Annotated in this window: 18 protein-coding genes and 1 pseudogene; 11 read left to right on the top strand and 8 right to left on the bottom strand. The window is 70.1% G+C overall.

Going from position 1 to position 22,164, the window contains the following annotated elements; genetic code table 11:
- Positions 1-4: 4 nt before the first annotated feature.
- From ACFOWZ_RS40425 to ACFOWZ_RS40410, 4 genes are all read left to right on the top strand, one after another.
- Positions 5-778: a TetR/AcrR family transcriptional regulator C-terminal domain-containing protein gene (locus ACFOWZ_RS40425; protein ID WP_382379260.1), complete on the top strand. Its 774-nt coding sequence runs from the start codon at positions 5-7 to the stop codon at positions 776-778.
- Positions 779-824: 46 nt separating this feature from the next.
- On the top strand, positions 825-1,190 hold the full coding sequence (locus ACFOWZ_RS40420) for a hypothetical protein (protein ID WP_382379259.1): 366 nt from the start codon (positions 825-827) through the stop codon (positions 1,188-1,190).
- Positions 1,191-1,236: 46 nt separating this feature from the next.
- Positions 1,237-2,274: an alpha/beta hydrolase family protein gene (locus ACFOWZ_RS40415; RefSeq protein ID WP_382379258.1), complete on the top strand. Its 1,038-nt coding sequence runs from the start codon at positions 1,237-1,239 to the stop codon at positions 2,272-2,274.
- Between the two features lie 74 nt (positions 2,275-2,348).
- On the top strand, positions 2,349-3,896 hold the full coding sequence (locus ACFOWZ_RS40410; RefSeq protein ID WP_382379257.1) for an outer membrane protein assembly factor BamB family protein: 1,548 nt from the start codon (positions 2,349-2,351) through the stop codon (positions 3,894-3,896).
- Here ACFOWZ_RS40410 and ACFOWZ_RS40405 read toward each other — a convergent pair.
- Together ACFOWZ_RS40405 and ACFOWZ_RS40400 are read right to left on the bottom strand one after the other, a co-directional pair.
- Positions 3,876-6,482 (bottom strand): AfsR/SARP family transcriptional regulator, encoded by a 2,607-nt coding sequence (locus ACFOWZ_RS40405; protein WP_382379256.1) that lies wholly within the window; start codon positions 6,480-6,482, stop codon positions 3,876-3,878. The genes ACFOWZ_RS40410 and ACFOWZ_RS40405 overlap by 21 nt on opposite strands.
- A 31-nt stretch (positions 6,483-6,513) precedes the next feature.
- Positions 6,514-7,590: an epoxide hydrolase family protein gene (locus ACFOWZ_RS40400; RefSeq protein ID WP_382379255.1), complete on the bottom strand. Its 1,077-nt coding sequence runs from the start codon at positions 7,588-7,590 to the stop codon at positions 6,514-6,516.
- 43 nt (positions 7,591-7,633) lie between these two features.
- Between ACFOWZ_RS40400 and ACFOWZ_RS40395 the strand changes: the two genes are divergently transcribed.
- Complete coding sequence (locus tag ACFOWZ_RS40395) at positions 7,634-8,572, top strand: helix-turn-helix transcriptional regulator (protein ID WP_382379254.1); 939 nt, start codon at positions 7,634-7,636, stop codon at positions 8,570-8,572.
- Positions 8,573-8,642: 70 nt separating this feature from the next.
- A complete protein-coding gene (locus tag ACFOWZ_RS40390; protein WP_382379252.1) occupies positions 8,643-9,287 on the top strand; it encodes a PP2C family protein-serine/threonine phosphatase in 645 nt (214 codons plus the stop codon).
- Positions 9,288-9,291: 4 nt separating this feature from the next.
- Here ACFOWZ_RS40390 and ku read toward each other — a convergent pair.
- A pseudogene (ku, locus tag ACFOWZ_RS40385) lies at positions 9,292-10,089 on the bottom strand (non-homologous end joining protein Ku); the annotation flags it as partial.
- A gap of 120 nt (positions 10,090-10,209) precedes the next feature.
- Here ku and ACFOWZ_RS40380 point away from each other — a divergent pair.
- The gene (locus tag ACFOWZ_RS40380) at positions 10,210-10,566 is read left to right on the top strand and encodes a hypothetical protein (RefSeq protein ID WP_382379251.1); all 357 of its coding nucleotides are present in this window, start codon (positions 10,210-10,212) and stop codon (positions 10,564-10,566) included.
- A 52-nt stretch (positions 10,567-10,618) separates the two neighbouring features.
- A complete protein-coding gene (locus tag ACFOWZ_RS40375) occupies positions 10,619-11,140 on the top strand; it encodes a metallophosphoesterase family protein (RefSeq protein WP_382379250.1) in 522 nt (173 codons plus the stop codon).
- On the opposite strand, the gene ACFOWZ_RS40370 is transcribed toward ACFOWZ_RS40375, so the two are convergent.
- From ACFOWZ_RS40370 to ACFOWZ_RS40355, 4 genes are all read right to left on the bottom strand, one after another.
- Positions 11,032-11,826: an esterase/lipase family protein gene (locus ACFOWZ_RS40370; protein ID WP_382379249.1), complete on the bottom strand. Its 795-nt coding sequence runs from the start codon at positions 11,824-11,826 to the stop codon at positions 11,032-11,034. The two genes, ACFOWZ_RS40375 and ACFOWZ_RS40370, sit on opposite strands and share 109 nt — an antisense overlap.
- Before the next feature lie 16 nt (positions 11,827-11,842).
- Entirely contained in the window at positions 11,843-14,734 is a 2,892-nt protein-coding gene (locus tag ACFOWZ_RS40365; protein WP_382379248.1) for a discoidin domain-containing protein, read from the bottom strand.
- Positions 14,728-17,280, bottom strand: coding sequence for a glycoside hydrolase family 97 catalytic domain-containing protein (locus tag ACFOWZ_RS40360; protein ID WP_382379247.1), 2,553 nt, complete (start codon positions 17,278-17,280; stop codon positions 14,728-14,730). Before ACFOWZ_RS40360 ends, ACFOWZ_RS40365 begins: the two co-directional genes overlap by 7 nt.
- A gap of 89 nt (positions 17,281-17,369) precedes the next feature.
- Positions 17,370-17,984 (bottom strand): hypothetical protein, encoded by a 615-nt coding sequence (locus tag ACFOWZ_RS40355; protein WP_382379246.1) that lies wholly within the window; start codon positions 17,982-17,984, stop codon positions 17,370-17,372.
- Positions 17,985-18,003: 19 nt separating this feature from the next.
- Here ACFOWZ_RS40355 and ACFOWZ_RS40350 point away from each other — a divergent pair, with 19 nt between their 5' ends.
- Entirely contained in the window at positions 18,004-18,162 is a 159-nt protein-coding gene (locus ACFOWZ_RS40350; protein WP_382379245.1) for a hypothetical protein, read from the top strand.
- Here the strand turns inward: ACFOWZ_RS40350 and ACFOWZ_RS40345 are convergent.
- Entirely contained in the window at positions 18,113-19,480 is a 1,368-nt protein-coding gene (locus ACFOWZ_RS40345) for an MFS transporter (protein WP_382379244.1), read from the bottom strand. The genes ACFOWZ_RS40350 and ACFOWZ_RS40345 overlap by 50 nt on opposite strands.
- Before the next feature lie 82 nt (positions 19,481-19,562).
- Between ACFOWZ_RS40345 and ACFOWZ_RS40340 the strand changes: the two genes are divergently transcribed.
- Positions 19,563-20,117: a TetR/AcrR family transcriptional regulator gene (locus ACFOWZ_RS40340; protein ID WP_382379242.1), complete on the top strand. Its 555-nt coding sequence runs from the start codon at positions 19,563-19,565 to the stop codon at positions 20,115-20,117.
- A gap of 102 nt (positions 20,118-20,219) precedes the next feature.
- Positions 20,220-21,134: an ArsR/SmtB family transcription factor gene (locus ACFOWZ_RS40335; RefSeq protein ID WP_382379241.1), complete on the top strand. Its 915-nt coding sequence runs from the start codon at positions 20,220-20,222 to the stop codon at positions 21,132-21,134.
- Positions 21,135-22,164 lie beyond the last annotated feature (1,030 nt).

The raw sequence follows: 22,164 nt of genomic DNA, 5'->3' as shown, positions 1-22,164 counted from the left end.
AACCGTGGTCGTCTACGCAGGTCAGGGCGATCCGCGCCGGTCCATCGAACTGCTCTGGCGCGGGACGGTTGCGGAGAAGAGGCCCGGCCCGAAGCCGGGACTGAGCGTGGACGCGATCGTCGACGCGGGCATCGCCGTGGCGGACGAGCAGGGCATGGCGTTCTCGATGCGGGCGGTGGGGGAACGGCTCGGGCGCACCGCGATGGCGCTCTACACCTACGTGCCCGGCAAGAACGAGCTGGTCGACCTGATGTACGACCGCACGATGGCCGAGCTGCCGACGTCGTACCCGCTCGACGACGGCTGGCGGCCCGCCGTCACGCAGTGGGCGCACGACATGTGGGAGTTCTACGGCCGTCACCCGTGGGTGCTGCAGGTGTCGCAGGCACGTCCCGTTCTCGGACCGCACGAGTTCGCGGTGGTCGAGGCGTTGGCCAGGATCCTCGTGTCCACCGGGCTGCCCGGCCGTCAGCTGCGCGGCATCGTCGGTGCCATCAACTACTTCGTGCGCGGGGCCGCCCAGACGGTCGCGGAGGCACGTGCGGCCGGCGGCGCGACAGGTGAGGCCGACGAGGAGTGGTGGTACGCGCGGTCCGCGGTGTTGATGGAGATCGAGCCGGACCTGGCGAAGAAGTTCCCGGTGCTGCACCTGCTGGAAAGCGACCGCGAACCCGTCGACCCGGAGCTGCCGTACCTGGAGAACGACGCCGTCGAGAACTTCCGCAACGGGTTGCGGGTGCTGCTCGACGGGATCGAGGGCGCTGTGGCGAAACCGTGACAAAGCACGGACGTTCCCAGTACGTGGAGTCGATGAGATCGTGCTCATGGCAATCGGGAGAGTCCTGGTGGCCGTCGCCGTCGCGATGATGCTGACCTCGCCGAGCACGGCCGCGACCACGTCTCCGGACGACTACAGCCCAGCCGTCATGCGAGTGGACTACGCGGTCGGGGACCTGACGGCCCACGTGCACGCGCCGCGGACCCTCGTGGGCGTGCGGCCGCTGGTGTTCGGCTTCCACGACGACCTCGCACGGGAGAGGGCGCGGCAGGGGTTCGTCGTGGTCGTGGTCGACGACCGGTGGTCGGTGGCGGCGCACGAGGAGCTGTGGCGTGAGCTGAACGCGGGCGCCGGGCCTCTGGCGGAACGGTTCGCCGGGTTCGTCGGCAGCGTCGCTGTGGCAGAACCGTGACATGGTCCGGACAAGATCCCTACACGCGGGCGATGAGATCTTCGGCATGGCAATCGGAAAAGCCGCGGCCGTGGTCGTGATGGCGATGGCGCTGACCGCGCCGGCCACCTCTGCGGCCCCAGGGCAGGACGTCAGAAAGGTCGAGTACTCGCTCGGTGATCGGGCCTTCCAGGTGCCCGGCTTTCACACCGAACCGGGCGGCCCCGTCGCGGATCTCGAGCTCACCGCGGTCGTGCACGCACCACGCACGCTCGTCGGCAAACGGCCGCTCGTGCTGCTGGCACACGGCTACTGGAAGACGTGCAGAAACGAGGAGGAGTGGCTCTGGCCTTGCCCGGAGGGGGACACCTTCCCGAGCTACCGCGGCTACGACTACCTGGCAGAGGAGCTGGCGCGCCAGGGTTTCGTGGTCGTGTCGCTGAGCGCGAACGGCGTCAACGCGGGAGAGCTCGGCCAACCGGCGGACGTGGCGCGCGCGGCGCTGATGAGCAAGCATCTCGAGATGTGGCGTGACCTCAACGAAGGCAGAGGCCCGTTGGTCGGGCGGCTGCGCGGTTTCACAGGGCACGTCGACGTGACCAACGTCGGCACGCTCGGCCACTCGCGCGGCGGCCGCGGCGCGGTCTGGCAGGCGTCGGACAACCACGCGCACGCACTCCCGGCCGGCGTGCGGATCAAGGCGGTTCTCCCGCTCGCTCCTGCCGGGTATTACGCGCCGGATCCGGAGGCGCCGGAGAACCTCGACTACCGCATCACGAAGATCCCGTTCGCGGTCATGACAGGAGAATGCGACCCGGCGTGGGATCAGGCGAGCCACTACGTCCGCAACGCGCAGGGCCGCAACCTCGTCCCCGTCCACCTCGTCACGCCGAAGCGTGCCAACCACAACTTCTTCAACACCGAGTGGACCTACGACAACGACGGCAACTGCAAGGACACCGGCCTGACGCCTGAACAGCAGCGGAAGGTCGCCACGACCTACGTCCCGGCGTTCTTCCGCCAGTACCTCTACGGCGCCCAGAACCCGATCGTCAGCCGCGGCTATCCCGGCGTCGACGTCGTCACGCATCAACCGATCGGCTAAGCCTCAACACGACTTCAAGGGGTCGCTTCCCCCTTCCGTCACTGCCAGGGTGGGTGGCGGAAGGGGGAAATTCCATGCTCAGAACCACATCGCTGCTCACGGCAGCGCTAGTAGTGCTGACCGCCTCACCCGCCACGGCACACGCCACGGCGGACTGGGCCGGATGGCAGAAGGACCTCAACGGTTCCCGTCACAACGCCGCCGAATGGCGCATCAACGCGGGCAACACGAGCAAGCTCGAGCTGAAGTGGGCGTTCGCGTACCCCAAGGGCGACTTCAACGCCGTCCGCAGCCAGCCGGCCGTCGTCGGCGACACCGTCTACTTCGGTGGCCCCGACGGCAAGTTCTACGCCCGCGACAAGCGCACCGGGAAAGCCAGGTGGGAGTTCACGCTCCCGGCGGCGCCCCGGTACGCGTTCAACTCCGACGGGCCGACCGTCAGCGACGGCAAGGTGTTCTTCGGCGACAGCGCGGGCAGGCTGTTCGCGCTCGACCAGCGGACCGGCCGCAAGCGCTGGCAGACCCAGATGGACGACACCGTCGCCGCCATCACGACCAGCTCGCCGATCGTCCACAACGGACTGGTGTACGTCGGCACGTCCAGCAGCGAGAACGTGCTGCCGCGCGACTACCCGTGCTGCACCTTCCGCGGTCACATCGACGCCTACGACATCGACACCGGCGCGCTGGTCTGGCGTCACTACACGGTGCCGGAACCGGTCGAGGTCGGCACGTGGCCCAACGGCGCCAAGCGGTTCGAGCCGTCCGGTGTCGGGGTGTGGAGCTCACCGGTGATCGACCGCAGGACCGGCACGCTCTACGTCGGCACCGGCCAGAACTACACAGGCAAGGGCGGCGAGTTCGACTCGCTGCTCGCGCTCGACGCCCGCACCGGCGCGGTGAGGTGGACCAACCAGGTCACCGACGCCGACACGTGGCGCTGGGCGTGCAACGAACCGGACCCCGAGGGCTACTGCCCGGGCCTCAAGGACGGCACCAACCTCGACTACGACATCGGTGCCACGCCGAACCTGTTCTCCGCAGGCGGCAGGCAGCTCGTCGGCGTCGGTCAGAAATCCGGTGTCTACCACGTGTTCGACGCCGCGACGGGGCAGGTCGTGTGGCGCCGGCAGCTCGGCGTGCCGCTGCCCAGCGGTGGTGTGTCGGGCATCCAGTGGGGCTCGAGCTACGACGGCAAACGGCTCTACATCGCGACCTACTACGCCGATCCCGGCAAGCTCTTCGCGGTGGATCCCGCCACCGGCACCGTCCTGTGGGAGACCGCGGCACCCGAGGACGGGTGCTCCACGGGTGGTGCGGCAGGCCAGCCGGGATGTGCGCGGGCGCACGGCGTACCGGTGTCCAGCACGCCCGGCGTGGTGTGGCTGGGCGCGCAGGACGGCAAGTTCCGGGCGTACAGCACGAAGACCGGCAAGATCCTGTGGTCCCACGACACCGTGCAGGACGTTCGCGGCGTCAACGGACTGACCGGCCGCGGCGGTGTCATGGCCGGTCCCGGCACGGGCGCGGCGGTGTCGGACGGCATGGTCTACGTGCAGTCGGGCTACACCTCGGACTGGGTGAACCCGCACGGGTCCGTGCTACTGGCCTTCGGTCTGTAGCTTCGCCAGCACGCGTTCGGCCGGCAGACCGGCTTCCGCGTGCAGTCTCACGGAGGTCTGCCAGGCCTCCCGAGCGAGCTCGGCGTCACCCGCGGCCGCGTGGGCGTCGCCGAGCTCCTCGTACGCGGTCGCTTCCAGGGAACGGTCGCCGCCGATCCGGAAGTGCTCCGCGGACCGGGTGAACGCCTCGACGGCCTTCGCGGGCTCGCCCAGCCCGAGGTAGGCGGTGCCGAGGTTGTCCCACGTCTCGCCCTGGCCGAGGACGTGCCCCATCGCCTGCCACATCGGCATCACGCGTTCGCCGTACTCCAGCGCCAACGCGAACTCGCCGAGCTTGCCGTGGCCCCACGCGAGTCCTGTCAGCGCGTTGGCCTGCCCGTACTCGTCACCGCACTCCTCGAACAACGCCAGGCCGCGCCGCGTGTGCTCCATCGCCTCCGCGATCCTGTCGTCCGGGCACAGCATCGCCGTGTTGAGCAGCACACCCGCCTGGCCCGCCGGGTTGCCCTCGTACACCTCGAACGCCCGCCGCAGCGCCACCTCCGCCTCGGCCTGCCTGCCCGCCCTGCCGAGACCGCGGCCGAGGTTGATCAGCGTGCGGCCCAGGCCGTCGGCGTCGTCGAGCTGTTCCAGTGCGGCGACGGCGAGTTGTTGTGACGTCAGCAGATCGCGGTAGTGGGCCTGCCGGTCGAGGACGTCGGCGAGCGACCAGCCCATCAGCCACGTCTGGGCCGGGGTGCCGTGCGGCATCGCCGACATCAGCGTCGGGTGCTCGGCCGTCAGCCACGCCAGCGCCTCCTCCTGCGTGCTGATCGGCGTGATCACCACGCCGTCGGCCGGTTCCGGTGTCGCCGGGCGGTGGCGGGTCGGGGTGAACGCGACGCCCGCCTCGACGCTCGTCAGGGCCAGGTGGTCGAGCAACCGGTGCAGGGCCTCGTCCCGTTCGGTGGGCAGCGCCAGCTCGGCCGCGTAGTCGCGCAGCAGGTCGTGGCAGGTGAACCGGCCGGGCTCCGGTTCGTCGATCAGGTTCGCCCTGGCCAGTTCCTCCAGCAGCGCCTCGGTCTCCCGCAACCCCCGCCCTGCGAGCGACGCGGCACCCGCCAGGCTGATGTCGGAGCCCGGCATGAGCCCCAGCAACCGGAACAACCGCAACGCCTCGGCGCTGAGTGCCTTGCAGGAGTGGGAGAACACCGACCGCAGGTCCGCGGTCACGTCATCGTCGTCGGCGAACGCGTCCAGGTCCGCGAGCTCGTCGGCCAGCGCCGCCAACGGGAACTCCGGCTGCGTCGCCGCCCGCGCGCCGGCCACCGCGAGCGCCAGCGGAAGCCGGGCGCACCGCCGGACGACGGTGTCGACCGCGTCCGGTTCCGCCTGCGCGCGGTCGTGCCCGATGCGGGCGGCCAGCAGCTCACGGGCGTCGTCGGGCGGCAGCAGTCCCAGCGGCAACGCGTGGGCGTGCGCGGGTTTGAGCGCCGTCCGGCTCGTGATCACCACGTGCGTGTTCGGGGTGCGCGGCAGCAACGGTTCGATCTGGTCGGTGTCCGTGGCGTTGTCGAGCACCATCAGCACGCGCTTGTCCGCGAGCGCGTCCCGCAGCAACGCCGACTGCCCCGCCAGGTCGTGCGGCACCTCGGTGCGCGGCACGTCGAGCGCCGACAGGAACCGCAGCAGCGCGTCGCCGGGGCTGACCGCCGCGCCGCTCGGCCCGAACCCGTGCAGGTTCACGTAGAGCTGACCGTCCGGGAACCGTTCCGCGGCCCGGTGCGCCCAGTGCACGGCGAGCGAGGTCTTGCCGACCCCGCCGGTGCCGGTGATCACCACGACCCCGTTCGGTGCCTGGTCCAGCTCCGCCAGTTCCAGCGCCCTGCCGGTGAAAGGCTTGGGAGGGGCGGGAAGCTGCCGCGGTGCCGAGGCCGACTGGAGGCGCCGGTGCAGGGTGACCAGGGGGCGTGACGGCTCGGCGCCCAGTTCGTCCTGCAGCCGCGCCCTGATCACCTCGAAGTGCCCGGCGGCTTCGCTCGTGCGGCCGCTGCCGTGCAACGCCTCGATCAGCTGGGCGGCGATCCGTTCGTCCAGCGGGCGAACCGCTGCGAGGGCCCGCAGTTCCGGCACCAGCGCCGCGTGCTCGTCCTGCCGCAGCCGTGCGTCGACGTGGTCCAGCCGCGCTTCGAGGAGCTCGTCCGCGAAGGCCGCGCGACGCCCACGCGCCCACGGCGTGTCCAGTGTGGACAGAAGCTCGTCCCCCGCGAGCGGCAGCGCCTCGGCGGTCCTGCCGGTGCGCACCAGGTGCCGGAAGAGGTGCAGGTCGATCTCCAGCGGATCGACCCGCACCACGTAGCCGGTGCCCTCGCGTTCGACCAGGCCGGGCAACGTCTGCCGCAGCCGGGTCAGCCAGGTCTGCACCATCGCGCGGGCGCGTGGCGGCGGTGCGTCACCCAGGACGCGGTCGACCAGGTCGTCGGCGCTGATCGCCTGGCCCGCGTCGACGAGCAGGACGCCGAGCAGCGCCCCCAGCCGCGTCGGGCCGAACTCGGTCACGCGGCCGCGCACCTGCGCCGAGACCCCGCCGAAGACCGTGAACCGCACGGTGATCACCGTAACCGCTCACGAGCTGACCTCACAAAAGAAACGTCTCTCGCAGTTCCGCCGCCATCAGCTCCGGCACCTCGAAGGCCGCGAAGTGCCCGCCGCGGGGCATTTCGGTCCACCGCACGATGTTGTGGTTGCGCTCGGCCAACCGCCGGATCGGCACGCCCGCGTCGTGCGGGAACACCGCCACCGAGGTCGGCGTCGCCGAATCGGGCTCCAGTTCGCCCCACGTCTCGTCCCCCTCCTGGTAGTACCGCGCCGACGAGCCGGCGGTCCTGGTGAACCAGAAGATCGACGCGTCGGTCAGCAGTGCGTCGAGGGGTACCCCGATCTCCGGGTCGCTCCACGTGTGGAACGTCCACTCGATCCACTCCAGCTGCGCGACCGGCGAGTCGGTGAGCGCGTAGGCGACCGACTGAGGCCGTGTGCCCTGCATGAACGCGTACCCGAACTGCTCTGTGTCGTACTTGAACTGCTTCTCCGCCGACCTGCGTTCGGCCTCGACCTCCATGTCGGCGGTGTCGGCCGTGACCATCGCGGAGAAGATCTGGTTGACGTGGATCGCGCGGACCTCGTCGAGCATCGCCAGTTCGCGGGTGAGCTTGGCGCCGAAGTCGTAGCCGTGCGCGACGTACCGGTCGTAGCCCAGGCGCCGCATCAGCTCGGCGAACACGCGCGCGACGCGGGGGATGGTCCAGCCGAGCTCCTTGGTGTGGCCGGAGAAACCGAAGCCCGGCACCGACGGGATCACGAGGTGGAAGTCGCGGCTCAGCGGTTCGATCATCTCCTCGAAGGCGAAGCAGGTCGACGGCCATCCGTGCGTGAGCAGCAGTGGTTCGGCGTTGTTGTTGTGGCTCTTCACGTGCAGGAAGTGCACCTGCGCGCCGTCGATCTCGGTGATGAACTGCGGGATCTTGTTGAGCCTGCGTTCCTGCTCGCGCCAGTCGAAGTCGCGCCAGTGGCCGGCCAGTTCCTGGAGACGGTCGAGCGGGGTGCCCTGGGCCCAGCTCGCTCCTGCCGGGGAGTCGGGCCAGCGGGTCTGGTCGAGGCGGCGGTGCAGGTCGTCGACGTCGGATTGGGGGATGGAGATCTCGAACGGCTTCATGATCGTGACGCTATGGCGACTGTAGGACAGATATGGTCCTACAGTGTCGTCTGCCCGTTTGTTGAAGTTGCTCGGTCTGTTGCAGTCGCGCCGTGAGTGGTCCGGCGCGGAACTCGCCGAACGGCTGGGTGTCACCACACGGACCGTTCGTCGTGACGTCGAGAAGCTTCGCGAGCTCGACTATCCGGTGCACGCGTCGATGGGCACGTCCGGCGGTGGCTACCGGCTCGGGTCCGGTGCGCGCTTGCCACCGTTGCTGCTCGACGACGACGAGGCGGTCGCCGTGGCCGTGGGGCTGCGGACCGCGAGCGGCATCGAGAACATCGGCGAGACGGCCGTGCGGGCGTTGCTGAAGGTCGAGCAGGTGCTGCCGTCGGCGCTGCGGCACCGGGTGGCGGCGCTGGAGATCGCCACCGTGCCGCACACGGGAACGCCGCCGGTCGTGGACGCCTCGCTGCTCACGCTGGTCGGCACGGCCTGCCGCGATCGGCAGCGGATCCGGTTCACCTACGTCGGGCACGCGGGGGAGGAGTCGGTTCGCGAGGTGGAACCGCACCGGCTGGTGACGTGGGGGCGGCGCTGGTACCTCGTCGCGTGGGACGTCCAGCGGGACGACTGGCGGACATTTCGACTCGATCGGATGAGCGTGCGGACCCCGTTCGGTGCGCGGTTCACGGCCCGTGAGATTCCGGGCGGGGACGCGGGGGCGTTCGTGGCGGCGAAGGTGGCGGACAGGTGGCCGGTGCAGGGCGTCGTGCGACTGAGCGTGCCCGCCGCGCAGGCCGACGAGTGGCGCAGCTACGGAAAAGTTTCCGCTGTTGACGAAAATTCGTGCCACGTGCAGGTCGGCGGGGAGACGATGGACGACGTGGTGTTCATGCTCGCGAGCATCACCGTGGAGTTCGAGGTGGTGTCGCCACCGGAGCTGTCCGTCGCGCTGGTGCGGGCGGCGGAGCGGTTTCGCCGGGCGGCGAAACTCTAGAGCTTTTCTCAGGCTCCTGACAGGAGACTCCAAGCCGTGCAGGGCTTAGTGGAGTGCAGGGAGGTCCGCCATGCTGATCGATCGCACCATGCCACTGGGCACCGCGCTGACCGTGACCTATGCGTCAGACCGTGGACCACGCACGCACAATGCCGACGCGTACGCGCACAACCGCCGCACGTTCGTCGTGGCCGACGGCGTGGGTGACTCCGCTGCCGCCGCCGAGGCCGCGCACGCCGCCGCCCAGGCCGCCGCCCTGCTCACCGACCCGGTCGCCGCGATCCTCGCCGCCCGTGACGCGCTGCAGGTGCACGCCGGTGACGCGGTGATCGTCGTCGCGGTGGCCCGTCCCGACGGCGGCTTCGACGTGGCGTGGGCCGGCGACGCCCGTGCGTACGCCTCGGACGGTGAGGACCTCGTCCAGCTCACGACCGACCACACGGTGGCCGAGTACTTCCGCGAGCGAGGTCTCGCGCCCGCCGCCAGGCTCGAGCACGTCGTCACCAACACCGTCAGGCACGCCACGCCCGAGAACGTCGGCCGGGCGGGCACGCGGGCCCAGCGGCTCGTGCTGGTGTCGGACGGCGTGTACGGACCGTTGGGGCACAACGGGATCGAGGCCATCACGTCCGGGCACGTGTCGGCGGAGCGGCTCGTGCGGGCGGCGCTGTACGCGGGCGGCACGGACAACGCGACCGCGCTCGTCGTCAGCTAGCGGCCTTCTTGCCGCCGCGCTTCTTCTTGCTCGCCTCGACGCTGCGCTGCAACGCCTCCATGAGGTCCACGACCCCCGTTGCCTCGGGAGGCTCGGCCTCGACCACGACCTCGCGGCCCTTCTGCTTGGCCTTGATCAGCTTGTTGACCCGTTCGGTGTAGGTGTCCTTGTAGTCCTTCGGCCGCCAGTCGTCGGCCATCGACTCGACCAGCGACACGGCCATGTCGAGCTCCTTGCCGCGGGGCGCACGGCCTTCCGGCGTCGTGTCCAGCACGTCCTTCGGCTGCCTGATCTCGTCGGCGAAGAAGAGCGTGTGCACGGCGAGGATCCCGTTGTCCTCCTTGAGCGCCGTGAGGTACTGCTTGCCGCGCATGACGAACATCGCGATGCCCGCCCGGTTCGTCTTCTTCATCGCCTGCGCCAGCAGGAGGTACGGCCGGGAGAACTCGGCTTTGGCCGGCCCGAGCCAGTAGGTCTTCTGGAAGTACACGGGGTCGATCTCGTCGATGTCCACGAACGCCTCGATGTCGAGCGTGCGCGAACGGCCGGGCGCGATCTCGTCCAGCTCCTCGGGTTCCACGACGACGTACTCGCCGCTCTCGACCTCGTGCCCCTTCACGATCTTGTCGTAGGGCACCTCACGTCCGGTGCGCTCGTTGACGCGCTTGTACCGGATGCGGTCGGACGTGCCGCGCTGGAACTGGTTGAAGTGCACGGTGTGGTCCTCGGTGGCGCTGTACAGCTCCACCGGGATGCTCACCAGCCCGAAACTGATCGACCCGCTCCAGATCGCCCGTGCCATGTGGTTCACGTACCCGTTGCAGCACGATTTGAACCACTTGTTGACGTTTGACCCCGTGCAACCTCCTGGGCGCAGAGGGAGTCTTCTGCTGATGATCGACAACCCACTGGGAGGACGTAGATGAGATTCGTACTGGGGATGCTGCTCTCCGCGGCAGCGCTCGTCGCGGGATCCGGGGTGGCACTGGCGGATCCGCCGCAGCCGCCCTACAACGCCATCACGACCTGGGCGGACGCGGAAGTCCGCACCTGCGAGGCGTTGTCCTGTCCGGTGGCGTACGTGATCCCGGCGGGGCAGAAGGCCGTCGCCATCTGCTGGACGCGCGGCGAGATGGTCTACGACCACGGCATCCGCAACAACATCTGGATCATGGTCGGCCTCAACGTCCAGGGTGACCGGCGCCTGGCCAGCGCCATCTACTTCAAGGGCGACGAGCGCGGCAACGTGCCTTACGAGCAGGACTGCGGCCCGTACTGACGCGCACCGGGGTGTGGCTGCCGAGCGGCCACACCCCCGCTACGGTCGGGCTGTGAGAGTTGTGGTGCTGTCCGACACCCACGCGCCGCGGTTCTGGAAGCGGTGCCCACCGGCCGTTGCCGAGCACCTGCGGTCAGCCGACCTGATCCTGCACGGCGGGGACGTCTGCGTGGCGCCCGTGCTGGATGAGCTCGCGCAGTACGCGCCCGTCATCGCGGTGTGCGGCAACAACGACGGTCCGGACGTCGTGGCGTGGGGCGCTCCGGAGACCGTGGAGTTCGACATCGAGGGCCTGCCGGTCGCGATGATCCACGACAGCGGTCAGAAGACCGGCCGGTTGGCGAGGATGCGTCGCCGGTTCCCCGAGGCCAGGCTCGTCGTCTTCGGACACTCGCACATCCCGTGGGACGAGGAGGAGGACGGGTTCCGCGTCTTCAACCCCGGCTCGCCCACCGACAAACGCCGTCAGCCGCAGGGCACGATCGGGTTGCTGGACATTGTGGACGGCGTCCTGCTCGACGCGCGGATCGTGCCGGTCACCCAGGCGGCGAGCCGCGGGCCGAGCACCTCGTAGACCTGCGGGTCGAACCCCATGCCGGTGTGCGTGCTGTGCACCTCGACGCACTCCGCGCACGGGTCCTGGCACAGCTGCCACGGCACGATCCCGTCCAATCGCGAGAAGATCGAGATCGCGGGCACCCGCAACGGTTCGGCGAGTGTTTTCACGTTCTCCTCGAAGCAGGGACCGCGCAGGCAGTCGTCGTCGAGCAGTCCGGGAATGCCCGCGGAGGCGAGGCGTGCCAGGAACCGCGCGATGCGCAGGACGTTGGGGTGCGCGCCGAGCGGGTCGAGAACGGGGCTGCCCAGCATCACCAGGCCGTGCACCAGGTCGGGGCGGCGGGCGGCGGCCATGCGTGCCAGACCGCCGCCGCGGCTCTGGCCGAGCAGCACCACCGGGCGACCGGTGCGCTCGGCGTGCTTCTCGGTGCTGTGCAAGAGCTTCTTCAGCAGGTCGGCGGTGCAGCCGACGGTGAACCCGACTCCGGACCGCGCCGGGAGGTAGCCGCGAGCGCGCAACCACGCCGCGGCCGGCGACAAGCTCGCCTCGCCGGCACCGAAACCGGGCACGAGCACGACGCCGAGACCGTTGCCCTGACCCGGATCGGCGTTCCGCCACACCGGATGCCGCAGCAACCTCGGCACGTCCCACAACGCCCTGAGCGCACTCTCTCGCGCGGCAGACCGCAACCCGTCGAACATGACATTGGATTGCCGACTATTTAGGACCTAAACCGGGCTCTTCGTTCACCGAGAGGCTCCTGAGTGACGCATGTCCTGGTCGCCAGCCGGTTGCGACGGCCACGTAGCGCGCGACGGTCGCCGATCCGTAGGTTCTCCCGTCCTGGCTGAACTCCACCGTGTGCGGTGGAACCGGTCCGTCCGTCCACTTCAGACTGACTTCGCCGATCGCCCGTGGTGACCCGAGGTCGACGACCATGCGGCCGTCGCGGCCCGGTGTCCACGCGGTGTGCCGTTCGCCGTCGACGGCCGCGGCCGGATCGCTCGTGCCCGGCGGCAGGACGGAGTTCGGGAACGTGACGCGGCCGAGTGCGAGGTCGTCGAACGGGAACGCCTTCGCCTGGGGGATGGTCACCGTGCGGTCTGCGTGTCCGAGCACGACCGGCAGCGTGAAGCCGTCCCGGTGGGTCAGCGTGAACCGGGAGGGGCCGCCGCGGAACGTGACGCGCTGCCCGTCGTGGACGACGGCCGTGATGCCGGGCGGGATGCCGCGGGCGGTGAACCACGGCGCTTCGACCCGTGCGGTGGCGGCGGGCAGGTCGAGCGCGTAGTCCGTGCCTGTGGCCGTGGTGACCTGCGTGCCGCAGTAGAGCCGGGTGCCGCGCAGGCGGACGGTGCCGGTGACGTCGGCGTTCGAGACGTTGAAGAGCGTGAGGAACCCGTCGGCGGTGCTGGCTCGCACTCCGGGTGGGCATTGCGGTGGCGGCTGCGCGGCGACGGAGGGCAGATCTGTGCGCACGTAGCCCTCCACGATCCCAGCGGGGAGAGTGATCGTGTCGCCCTGAACCGTGATCTGTTCCCCCGACTGCGCGACGAACCCGGCTCGTCCGTCCACGTCGAGCCAGCCCGGCGTGCTGAGGTCAGGCCGCGGGTACTCGGCGACCGTCGTCCACACGGCGCCGTCCGCCGACGTCTCGATCCGGTAGGCGACCGCCGCCGCCGTCTCCCAGCTCAGACGCACGCGCTGCACGGTCGTGGTGGTGCCGAGGTCGACGGCGATCCAGCTGTCGGCGCGGCCGCGTTCCGCGCGGGCCACCGCCCAGCGCGTGGCCGGGTCGCCGTCCGTCGCCTTGGTGGGTTCGTAACCGGGGTCGAACGATGACGCCGTGGTCGGCTTGCCGCGCCCGAGGTCGAAGTCGAACAACGAGTAGCCGTAGGTGGGATGTGGCTGGACACCGATCATGCGGACGTGGCGCGCCAGCACCGCGGGGAACGTCAGCTCGTCCACGCGGAACCCTTGGCGTGCCTGGACCGTGACGCGGCCAGCCGCGCCTGTGTACGTGCGCGAACCGGTGAGTCCTGGCATCCCGGCCATGGCGAGGTTGTGCACGTCCACGCGTCCGGGCCGGGGGAGCGCGCAGACGATCGTGCCGGTGGGCAGTGTCGCGGTGCCGGCGAACCCGTCGGCGAACCGCAGCAGGCTCGCGGTGGCGTCGAAGCCGTCGCGAACCTTCTGGTGGGTAACGGTGTTGCGCTCGACCACGGCCGCGGGTGGCAGCAGCATCGGGGTGATGCCGCTGATCTTGAACAGCCAGTCGTCGTGCGCGGGCTGCCAGGCGAACTTGGTGAACCCCGGTTTGGTCACCGTGCCCGCCCAGGCGGCGGGGGACTGGTGGGTGAGCAGGCCAGGTTCGGCGCCGTGGTCGATCGTGATCGCCGCGCGGGTGAAGAACTCCTGTTCGGACACGGGTGACGCGGGCGGACGCAGCTCGTGCAGCAGGTAACTGATCGCGAGCTCCGCGCGTGCCTCCGGCTCGTACTTGGCCTCACCGGAGAACTTCGCGAGCCTGTGGACCGGCGGATGCGCCTGGTAGGCGAGCAGCCTGGACGCGAGTGCGGCCTCCGCGCGGGCGGCCATCGGGTCGTTCAGCACGGTGGAGCGGAACGCGAGCGGGATGACGTCGCGGCCGTACAGGTGTTCCCGGTCGTCGACCATCGGCATCAGCGGCTCGCCCGCGTCGCTCATCGTGGCGAGAATGGTGCGCCACAACAGTTCGCCGTTGGGCTGCTTGGTCAGCACCTCGGGCAGCGGCAGGCCCGCGAGCAGGAAGTGCACGGCGTTGCGGCCCGAGGTGCGCCACAGCTCCTCCTGGTAGTGCGGGCCGAACGAGCCGTGGTTCTCGACGATGAAGGTGCCGTGGAGGTTCGTCGCGGTGTTGGCGGAGATCGGCAGGCCGTCCACTGTGGAGGGATTGGCGAGGTCGGCGGCGGGCAGGCCTGCCTCGTTGCGGCTCCACCGGCCGAACGCCTCCCGCCAGCCGGGTCCGTCGCCGTGCCAGGCCAGTCCCGGTGCGAGAGCTTGGGCGTAGACGCCCATCTCCTCCAGCTTCGTGTCGCCGCGGTACCCGCCCGTGAGCCCGTTCGGCGTCCAGCTGCCCGACCGCGGGTCGTTGCCGGTGCCGAGCGAGGTCGTGTAGTCGGCCTGGCCACGGGCGATGGCTTCGACGTGAGCGCGAGTGGTGCCGTCGAGGTCCTGCCAGAGCAACCTGGCTGCCAGCACGAAGTACGACTGGAACGTGGTGTCCCAGAACAGGGTCTTGCCCCACTCGGTGCCGCCCGCGAGGACGTTGCTCGCGGCGAAGTGCCGGATGGTGGCGAGCGTGTGTTCGCGCAGCACGTCCTTCTCGATGCCCGCGAGAGTTGCGTCGTAGGTGCCCCTGGTGAGCAGGACGGCGTTGCCGAGCACGACCGCGAACCCGAAGTCCGTCCGCCGGTACCGTCCGGCCGTGGTGTCGTACTGCGTCTCCGCCCATCTCGTGTGCCTGAGCAGCACCTCGTAGTAGGTGTCCTTGATCTGTGCGAGGGAGATGCTGGGTGCGAGCGTCAGCAATCCTGTGGCGTACAGGAACTGTCTGCGGTTGATCAGCACGTCAGCACGGCCTCCGCCCAGTCGGCGTGGTCGAAGTTGCGGCCGTCACCGGCGTCGGTGACGCGCAGGCTGAGCATCCGGACTCCGGTGATGTCGACGTCGATCGGGATGGCCGGGCCTTTGCCCCTGAGGATTCCGCTGTCGTACAACGGTTCGTCGTCGCCGACGACCTGGAACGCCACCGAGCCCGGTTCCGAGGTCTCGTCGTCGAGGCCGATCTTCGCGGTGAACCGGGTGCAGCCGCGTCCGAGGTAGATGCCCACGTCGGACGGCGCGTGCACACCGAGCCCTTTGGTGTAGGTGACACCGCCGACAGACATTGCTTTGCCGTCGGCGCCGTTGTTCTCGCCGTTGGAGGTGTCCCGTTCGACCGGCCCCCAGCCGTTGGTCTCGCTCATGAACGGCAGATCGCTGACCTGCGCTCCGTTCGCGGGGACCGGTGGTGGCACGAACGCCTTGACCGCCTGCTCGATGTGCACGCCGTCGCCGAAGGTCGCGACGACCGGCACGTCCACCGGCCCGACCAGACCACCGGCTGTGAGCCGCCAGCTGCCGCTGATCGACTCGCCCGGCGCGAGTTTCGTGCGTCGCACGACCGGTCCGGTCACCGTCCAGCCCTGCGGTGCGGTGGCCGTCAGCGCGACGTCGCGGATCTCCTTGTCGCCGTTGGTGAACGTGCCCGCCACCTCGACGGACGAGCCCGGCGTGACGTCGACGGTTCCGGTGGGGGTCACGGCCAGTGTCGTCCGCGGGACCTGGCGGATCGGCTGGTCGCAGGTCTGCAGGCCCGGACGGTGGCGGCAGATGACCGCCGCGAAGCCGCCGTTGCGCCTGGCGGGGACCTGCAGGGTGTCGGTGGCGCGCAGGACCTGCCGGTCGCGGACGACGTCGGAACGCGTCGCGGGGTCGCGCACGGTCTCGACCAGCCACTGGCCGGAGCCGAGGAAACCCAGTGGTGCCTTGAGGGTGCGCTCCTCGGTGGTGATGCCGCCGACGAACCACCTGTCGCCGTTGCGGCGGGCGACGACGGCGTGGGTGTCGGGATCACCGTCGAGGAGCCTGGTCTCGTCCCAGACCGTGGGGAGCTGGTTGAGGTACCGCAACGCCTGCGGATGCCTTTCGTAGGCCTCGGGTTTGTCCGCGAAGTGCGTCCAGCCCGACTCGTAGACGACCGGCAGCGCGGTCTCGTGCGCGATCGACGCCTCCTTCGTGCCGACCTCCAGCGACACCGGCGTGTAGTCCATCGAGCCCGCGACGTTGCGCGTGAAGAACTGCACGGGGTTGTTGGCGGCGGGCGGAAAGTTCTCCGCGCCGCGCACGGCTTCCATGGTCAGCACGTGCGGCCAGGTGCGGGCAAGGCCGTGCGGGATGGTGGAGCCGTGGAAGTTGACCATCAGCTTCAGCTCGGCCGTCTTCTTCAGAACCTCGTCGTACCAGCGGTAACGGGCTTGTGAATCGGACTCCATGAAGTCGAGCTTCACGCCCTTCGCGCCCCACTGCTTGATCCTGGGCAGCACGGTGTCGCGTTCCTGCGGCGTGTCGAGGTCGCTCCACCGCAGCCACAGCAGGATCTCCACGCCCTGCGCGCGGGCGTGCCGGATCAGCTCGGGCACCCACGCCGCGTTCCAGCCCTCGTCGACGAGCGCGTACTCCCACCCGTTGCGGGCGGCGAAGTCGACGTACTGCTTCTGCCGCGCGAAGTCGCCCGGGCTGGAGTGCTCGCTGAGCCACGACCACGCGACCTTGCCGGGCTTGATCCAGCTCCGGTCGGTGAACGTCGCCGGGGTGGCCAGGTCGTCGACGAGCGTGGAGGTGCTCACGGCGGCGAGGTCGCCGACGATCGCGGTGCGCCACGGCGTGGTTCCGGTCGACTCGACCTGCGCGTCGGCCAGCACGACCTGGAAGCCGTTGCCGCTCCTGCGCAGCCTGCTTCCCGCGTACCGGCCGTCCACATCGGACTCCGTGAGCAGCGCGAAGTCGGTGCCGGTGCTGAAGAGTGACGGGTAGCCGAAGTCGCCGGTCGCCTCACCGGCCGTCGTCCGCACGCGATTGGCCTCGTACCAGGCGTTGTAGGGGAGCAGCCACGCCTTCGCGTCGGCGGGGACGGCGAAGCTCGACGTCTCCGCTGTGACGGTGGCGGGGCCGGGCAGCACGTAGCGGTAGGCGACGCCGTCCGGTGCGGCGCGGACGAGGAGGGTGAAGGTGCCGGTGGCGTTGCGGAAGCCGAGCCTGGTCTCGGTCATCCGGGTGGCGCGGTGGAGCCGTTTGCCGGCGGACATGTCGTAGCGCTCGATGACAACGCGGTCAGAGCGGCCCGTGAAGGTCAGGTCTTCGGTGAGGTCTGACGTCGTGGTGGTGATGCCGACGGAGGCCGGCTGGAGCACGGTTCTGCCTTGCCTGCGCACGGCAAGGGTCAGATTTCCGCTGGTGAGGGCGATGTGTGCGGTGACCTGGCCTTGACCTGAGACGGTCCAGGCGTCGGGTGCGGCCACAGCAGGCGCGGCGGGCAACAGCAGGGCGAGCACGATCGCGAGCAGTCGTGACATCGTTGTCAGCTCCCGGTGTGAGATCGCTCCCATCGTGTTGGGATCACACGTGCCGGGTCAAGGGGCTGACGGTTGTCAGTCCGTTCGTGTCACAGGACGACGATCTCGATCTCCCTGCCGAGCTTGGCGCCGCCGAGCAGCTCCAGGTCGTCACCGCTCCAGAACCGCCCGGGGTCGTACCAGTTCGGACGGCGCTTGGGCAGCAGCCCCATCTCCTCGTACGTGACGGCCACGATCTCCGCGCAGAACGCGCTCTCCAGCGAGGCGTCGGCCTTGGGGCGCAACGGAACCCGCCCGCGCACCCAGCGCGAGGCGAGCTTCGCGGTCGACGGGAACGGCGTGCCGTCCAGCCGGGCCACCGTCCTGAGCGCGGCGTCCTCCATCTCGCGGCTGACGGCGTGGTCGAGCTGCCGCAGCCACGCCCGCTGCCCGTACTTGTCGTGCCACGTCACCACCGCGTCGCGCAGGTCGTGCAGCTGCGCCCCGCGCTGGTGCGTGCCGCTCCACATGTCCTTGAGGGACTTGCCGAGCTCGGCGTGCCACATCAACGGCGGCAGGTCGTCCAGCACGATGGCCATGCCCACGTGGTTGACCGGGCTGTTCGTCATGGCCTGGATCGCCCGGTCCGCGGCGCTGCGCCCGCGGAACACCCACACGTCACCGGTGCGGGTCATCTCGACGGCTTGGTCCAGGGTTGTCGGCATAGCCCGATAGCCTAGGCACATGAAGCTCTGGAAGCTGCTGGGCATCGCCGCGTTCGCGGGTGTCGCGGCGAGCGGCGTGGTCATGGCCCGCAACCAGCGCCGCCGTGCCGCGTACACGCCGGACCAGGTCAGGGAGCGTCTGCACCAACGGCTGGCCGAGGCCTCGCGCTCGGAATGAGCCGGTAGGCCACGAAGGACGCCACGACGAGCAGGACGGCCGCCACCAGCGCCGTGCCCTGCATCGCCTCCGTGAACGTGCCCGAGCGGGCCCACGCCGACAGCACGGTCCCGAGCACGGCGATGCCCAGCGCCGCGCCGAGTTCGTAGGCCGTCTCCGACACCGCCGACGCCGCACCCGCCTTGTCCGCGGGCACGGCGGACACCACCGCGTCCGTCGTGAGGGTCAGCGCGAGCCCGACGCCGGCGCCGAGCACGACCAGGGCCACGGCGATCGCGCCGTAACCCGAGGAGAAGCCGACGATCGTCAGGCCGCCCGCGCTGACCAGGAGCCCCGCGGCGATCGCGCGGCCCGCGCCCAACGCGTGCACGACCGGGCCGATCACGGCGACCACGAGCATCCCGGCGATGCCGAGGGGGAGTTCGCGCAGGCCGGCCTCCAGCGGGGAGTAGCCCAGCACGTTCTGGAAGTACTGCGACAGGAAGAACACCAGGCCGGTCAGCGCGAAGATCGCGATCATGTTGGCGCCCACGGCACCGCTGAACGCCGGGGTGCGGAACAGCGCCACGTCGATCATCGGGTGCCGGGCGGACCGCTGGCGTCGCACGAACAGCCACAGGCCTGCCACGCCGACGAGTCCGGCCGCCAGTGCCGTCCAGGTCAGGCCCGCCAGGGCGACCTCCTTGATCGCGTACACCAGTGGGACCACGCCCACCGCCGACAGTGCGGCCGACACGAGGTCGAACGGGCCGGGTTCCGGGTCGCGCGACTCCGGCAGCCACCACGCGCCGAACACCAGCAGCAGTGCCATCACCGGCAGGTTGATGACGAACACCGAGCCCCACCAGAAGTGCTCCAGCAGGGCGCCGCCGATCAACGGGCCCAGTGCGGCGCCCGCCGTCGCCGCGGCCGCCCACACGGCGACCGCCCGCGTGCGTTCCACGGGGTCGGTGAACAGGTTCCGGATGATCGACAGCGTCGACGGCATGATCGTCGCGCCCGCCACGCCGAGCAGTGCGCGAGCCGCGATCAGCCACTCCGGCGACGGCGCGAAGGCTGCCAGCAGTGACGCGGCTCCGAAGCCGAACGCGCCGGTGAGCAGCAGTTTCTTGCGGCCGATCCGGTCGCCGAGCGTGCCCATCGTGACGAGCAGGCCGCCGAGCACGAACGAGTAGATGTCGCCGATCCACAGCACCTGGGTCGCGGACGGCGCCAGGTCGCGCTGGAGCGCGGGCAGGGCGAGAGCCAGCACCGTGCCGTCGACCGCGATCAACAACAACGCGAGCGCCAGCACGCCCAGCGCCGCCCACTTCCGCATGACTTCCCCCTCTGCCGACCATCTGGTCTGCAAACTAACGTACCGTCTGGACGGTCGGCTCGGCAAACGATAGGTTGATCACGTGCCCGGAGAACTGCGCAATGCGCCCCGTACGCGCCGTGAAGTGATCGAGGCGGCGGCGCGTGCGTTGATCGCACACGGCCCTGGTGTCAGCCTCGACGCGGTGGCCAAGGAGGCCGGTGTCTCCAAGGGCGGGCTGCTGCACCACTTCCGCACGAAGCAGGCGTTGATCGTCGGCCTCATCGACGCGTGGTTCGACCACTACGACGCGACGGTCGAGAGCCTCCTCGAACCCGAGGACACGCCGGGGCGCTGGACCCGCGCGCACATCCGGGCGACCTTCGAACCCGCCGGCCTGTGGTCTCACCCGTCTGTCGTAACGGCCTTGATCGGCGTTCCCGAACTCCAGCAGTGCCTGGACGTGGCGGCGGCCCGCTGGCGGCAGCAAACCGATTCCGACGGGTTGCACCCGCAGCGTGCCGATCTCATTTCCCGTGCACTCGACGGAGTGACGCTGGCGGATCTGCTGTGGCGTGGTCAGGAGCCGGAAGAGGAGCGCCTGCAGACCCGTGACCTGCTGCTGAAGCTCACCGAACAGTCGGGACCGCTCGTCTGAAAGTTGTCCGGCGTACGTTGTCCAGTGGAACAGCACTGACACTGGACAACGACATCTGCGTACCTTCGGAAGAGGTTGCACTCCGGGGGGAAGCAAATGCCGATGGTGATGTCCGAATCCGCGCCCAAGGGCCGCGGATTGACCATTCTCTTCGAGTTGGAAGATCTCGCGCGCACCCGGTTCGCGTCGGCGCCGCTGCCGATGTACGAGCTGGTGTTCACGGTGCACAGCGGTGAGTGGGACCGCATGCTGCTGCCGCAGATCCGCCCGCTCGCCGAGCTGGTCCGGCCGGGACGGTTCATCCCGGACTTCTTCAACTCGGCGCGCCCCGACTTCGACGAGGCCGTGCGCCAGGTGCTCGACGTGCCCGCCACGCGGGTGCGCGACCAGATCGCGAGCATGCTGGGCACGACGTCGCCGTGGTTGCGGTCGTTCGCGGCCGGCACGCCGACCTCGCGCCAGGACCTGCGGTCGGCGCTGCACTCGGGTTTCCGCGATCTGCTGTGCGCGAACTGGCCGGACACGCGGCAGGCGTTCGAGGCCGAGGTGCGCCTGCGGTCGTCGCAGGTGGTGGCGCGCGGGCTGGGCGACGTGCTGTGCAACCTGCACCCGTCGATCTCGTGGACCTCACCGGCGTTGCACGTCGAGCTGGGCTGGGACGCCGAGATCTCGCTGCGCGGCACCGGACTGCTCATCGTGCCGGTGCTGAACGGGCTGACCCGGCCAGCGGTGTCGATGTTCGCCGAACCGCAGCCGCTGCTCTTCTACCCCGTCGCGTCACCCCAGCCGGGCGGGGCGAGCCTCGAGCTCGCTCTCGGGCGCACCCGCACTCTCGTGCTGCGGGCGTTGACGTCCGAGCGCACCACCACCGAACTCGCCAAGCACGTGGGCGTCAGCCTGCCGACGGCATCGCAGCACGCGACCGCACTGCGCACCGCGGGTTTCGTCTCCACCCACCGCAACGGCCGGTCGGTCCGCCACCGCCTGACCAGACGTGGCTGGGAACTGCTGAACTGAACCTGGGAGGCACGCATGACCGCGATGCCGCGGTACCGCACCGACCCGAGTCCCCGCGCGCTGGCCGCCCGGCTGCGTGCCCTGCGCACGGCCAACGTTCCCGTCGCCTGTGGTGTCTACGCCGGCCTGTCCGCTCCCGGTCCTGCCTCCCCACTGCACGCGCGGATCACCCACTCGATGGCGACGGCGTTCGTCGCCGGTGCGTCAGCGGGAGTTCCGCGTTTCGAACCACCACCCTCCGCCCACCTGCGGCTGCTCACGGCGGCGAGCTGGGGAAGGCTCGACGGCGTCGGCGCGGACATGACGACGTTCCCCACCGACCTCGCCTCCGGACTGTGGTGGCGGGTGCACGAGCACACCGCCGGCTCGTTGAGCGCGGTCGAACGCCGCGTGGCCTGCGATCTGCTGCTGCGCCTGGGATATCCGCAGCGCGCCGCCTCGGTGATCGGGCTGTCCGTGATCGACGCCCGCAAGCACGTGTTCGCTCCCGAGCTCGCCGTGGAGCAGCTCGCCGTGCTGCGCTGCCACCTCCCGGCCTCCGCGGTGGAAGCGATGGCGTTGCACGGCGCCAGATCGTCGCTTCCTCCCGAGACCCGGCGGGACCTCGCGCTGTTCGTGGTGTTCCGCAACGCCGCCCGCGGCGCCGACTCCACCTCCCTGCAGGCCGGTGCGGCGCTCGCGGTGAAGGCGGCCTCGGAACAGCCCCAGAACGGGTTCACCGGCGCGCTGAGCCGAGCACGCCTGCACCGTGCGATCGCCGCGGTTCCGTTCGTGCGGCGCGACATCCCGGAGACGCACCGATTGCTCGGCCGGGCGCTGGAAAGTCTGGCCTCGGCCACGCCGGGTGACGCCGAGATGGACCGGCTGGCGTGGGCGGACGAGGCCTACGCCCTGCACTGCCTCCTCGTGCGGACCCACCTCGCCGTCGGTCTCGGGCAGCGCGCGGTGGCCTGCGCCGACGAACTGGTCGAGCTCAGTCCGGGCGACGACAGGACGTGGGCGTTGAAGGGCGACGCCTTGGCCGCGTGCG

Source organism: Lentzea rhizosphaerae (assembly GCF_042649515.1).
Taxonomy (GTDB): Bacteria; Actinomycetota; Actinomycetes; order Mycobacteriales; family Pseudonocardiaceae; genus Lentzea; species Lentzea aerocolonigenes.
Note: the sequence above shows the minus strand (reverse complement) of the source record. Positions and strands in the feature narration are given on the sequence as shown.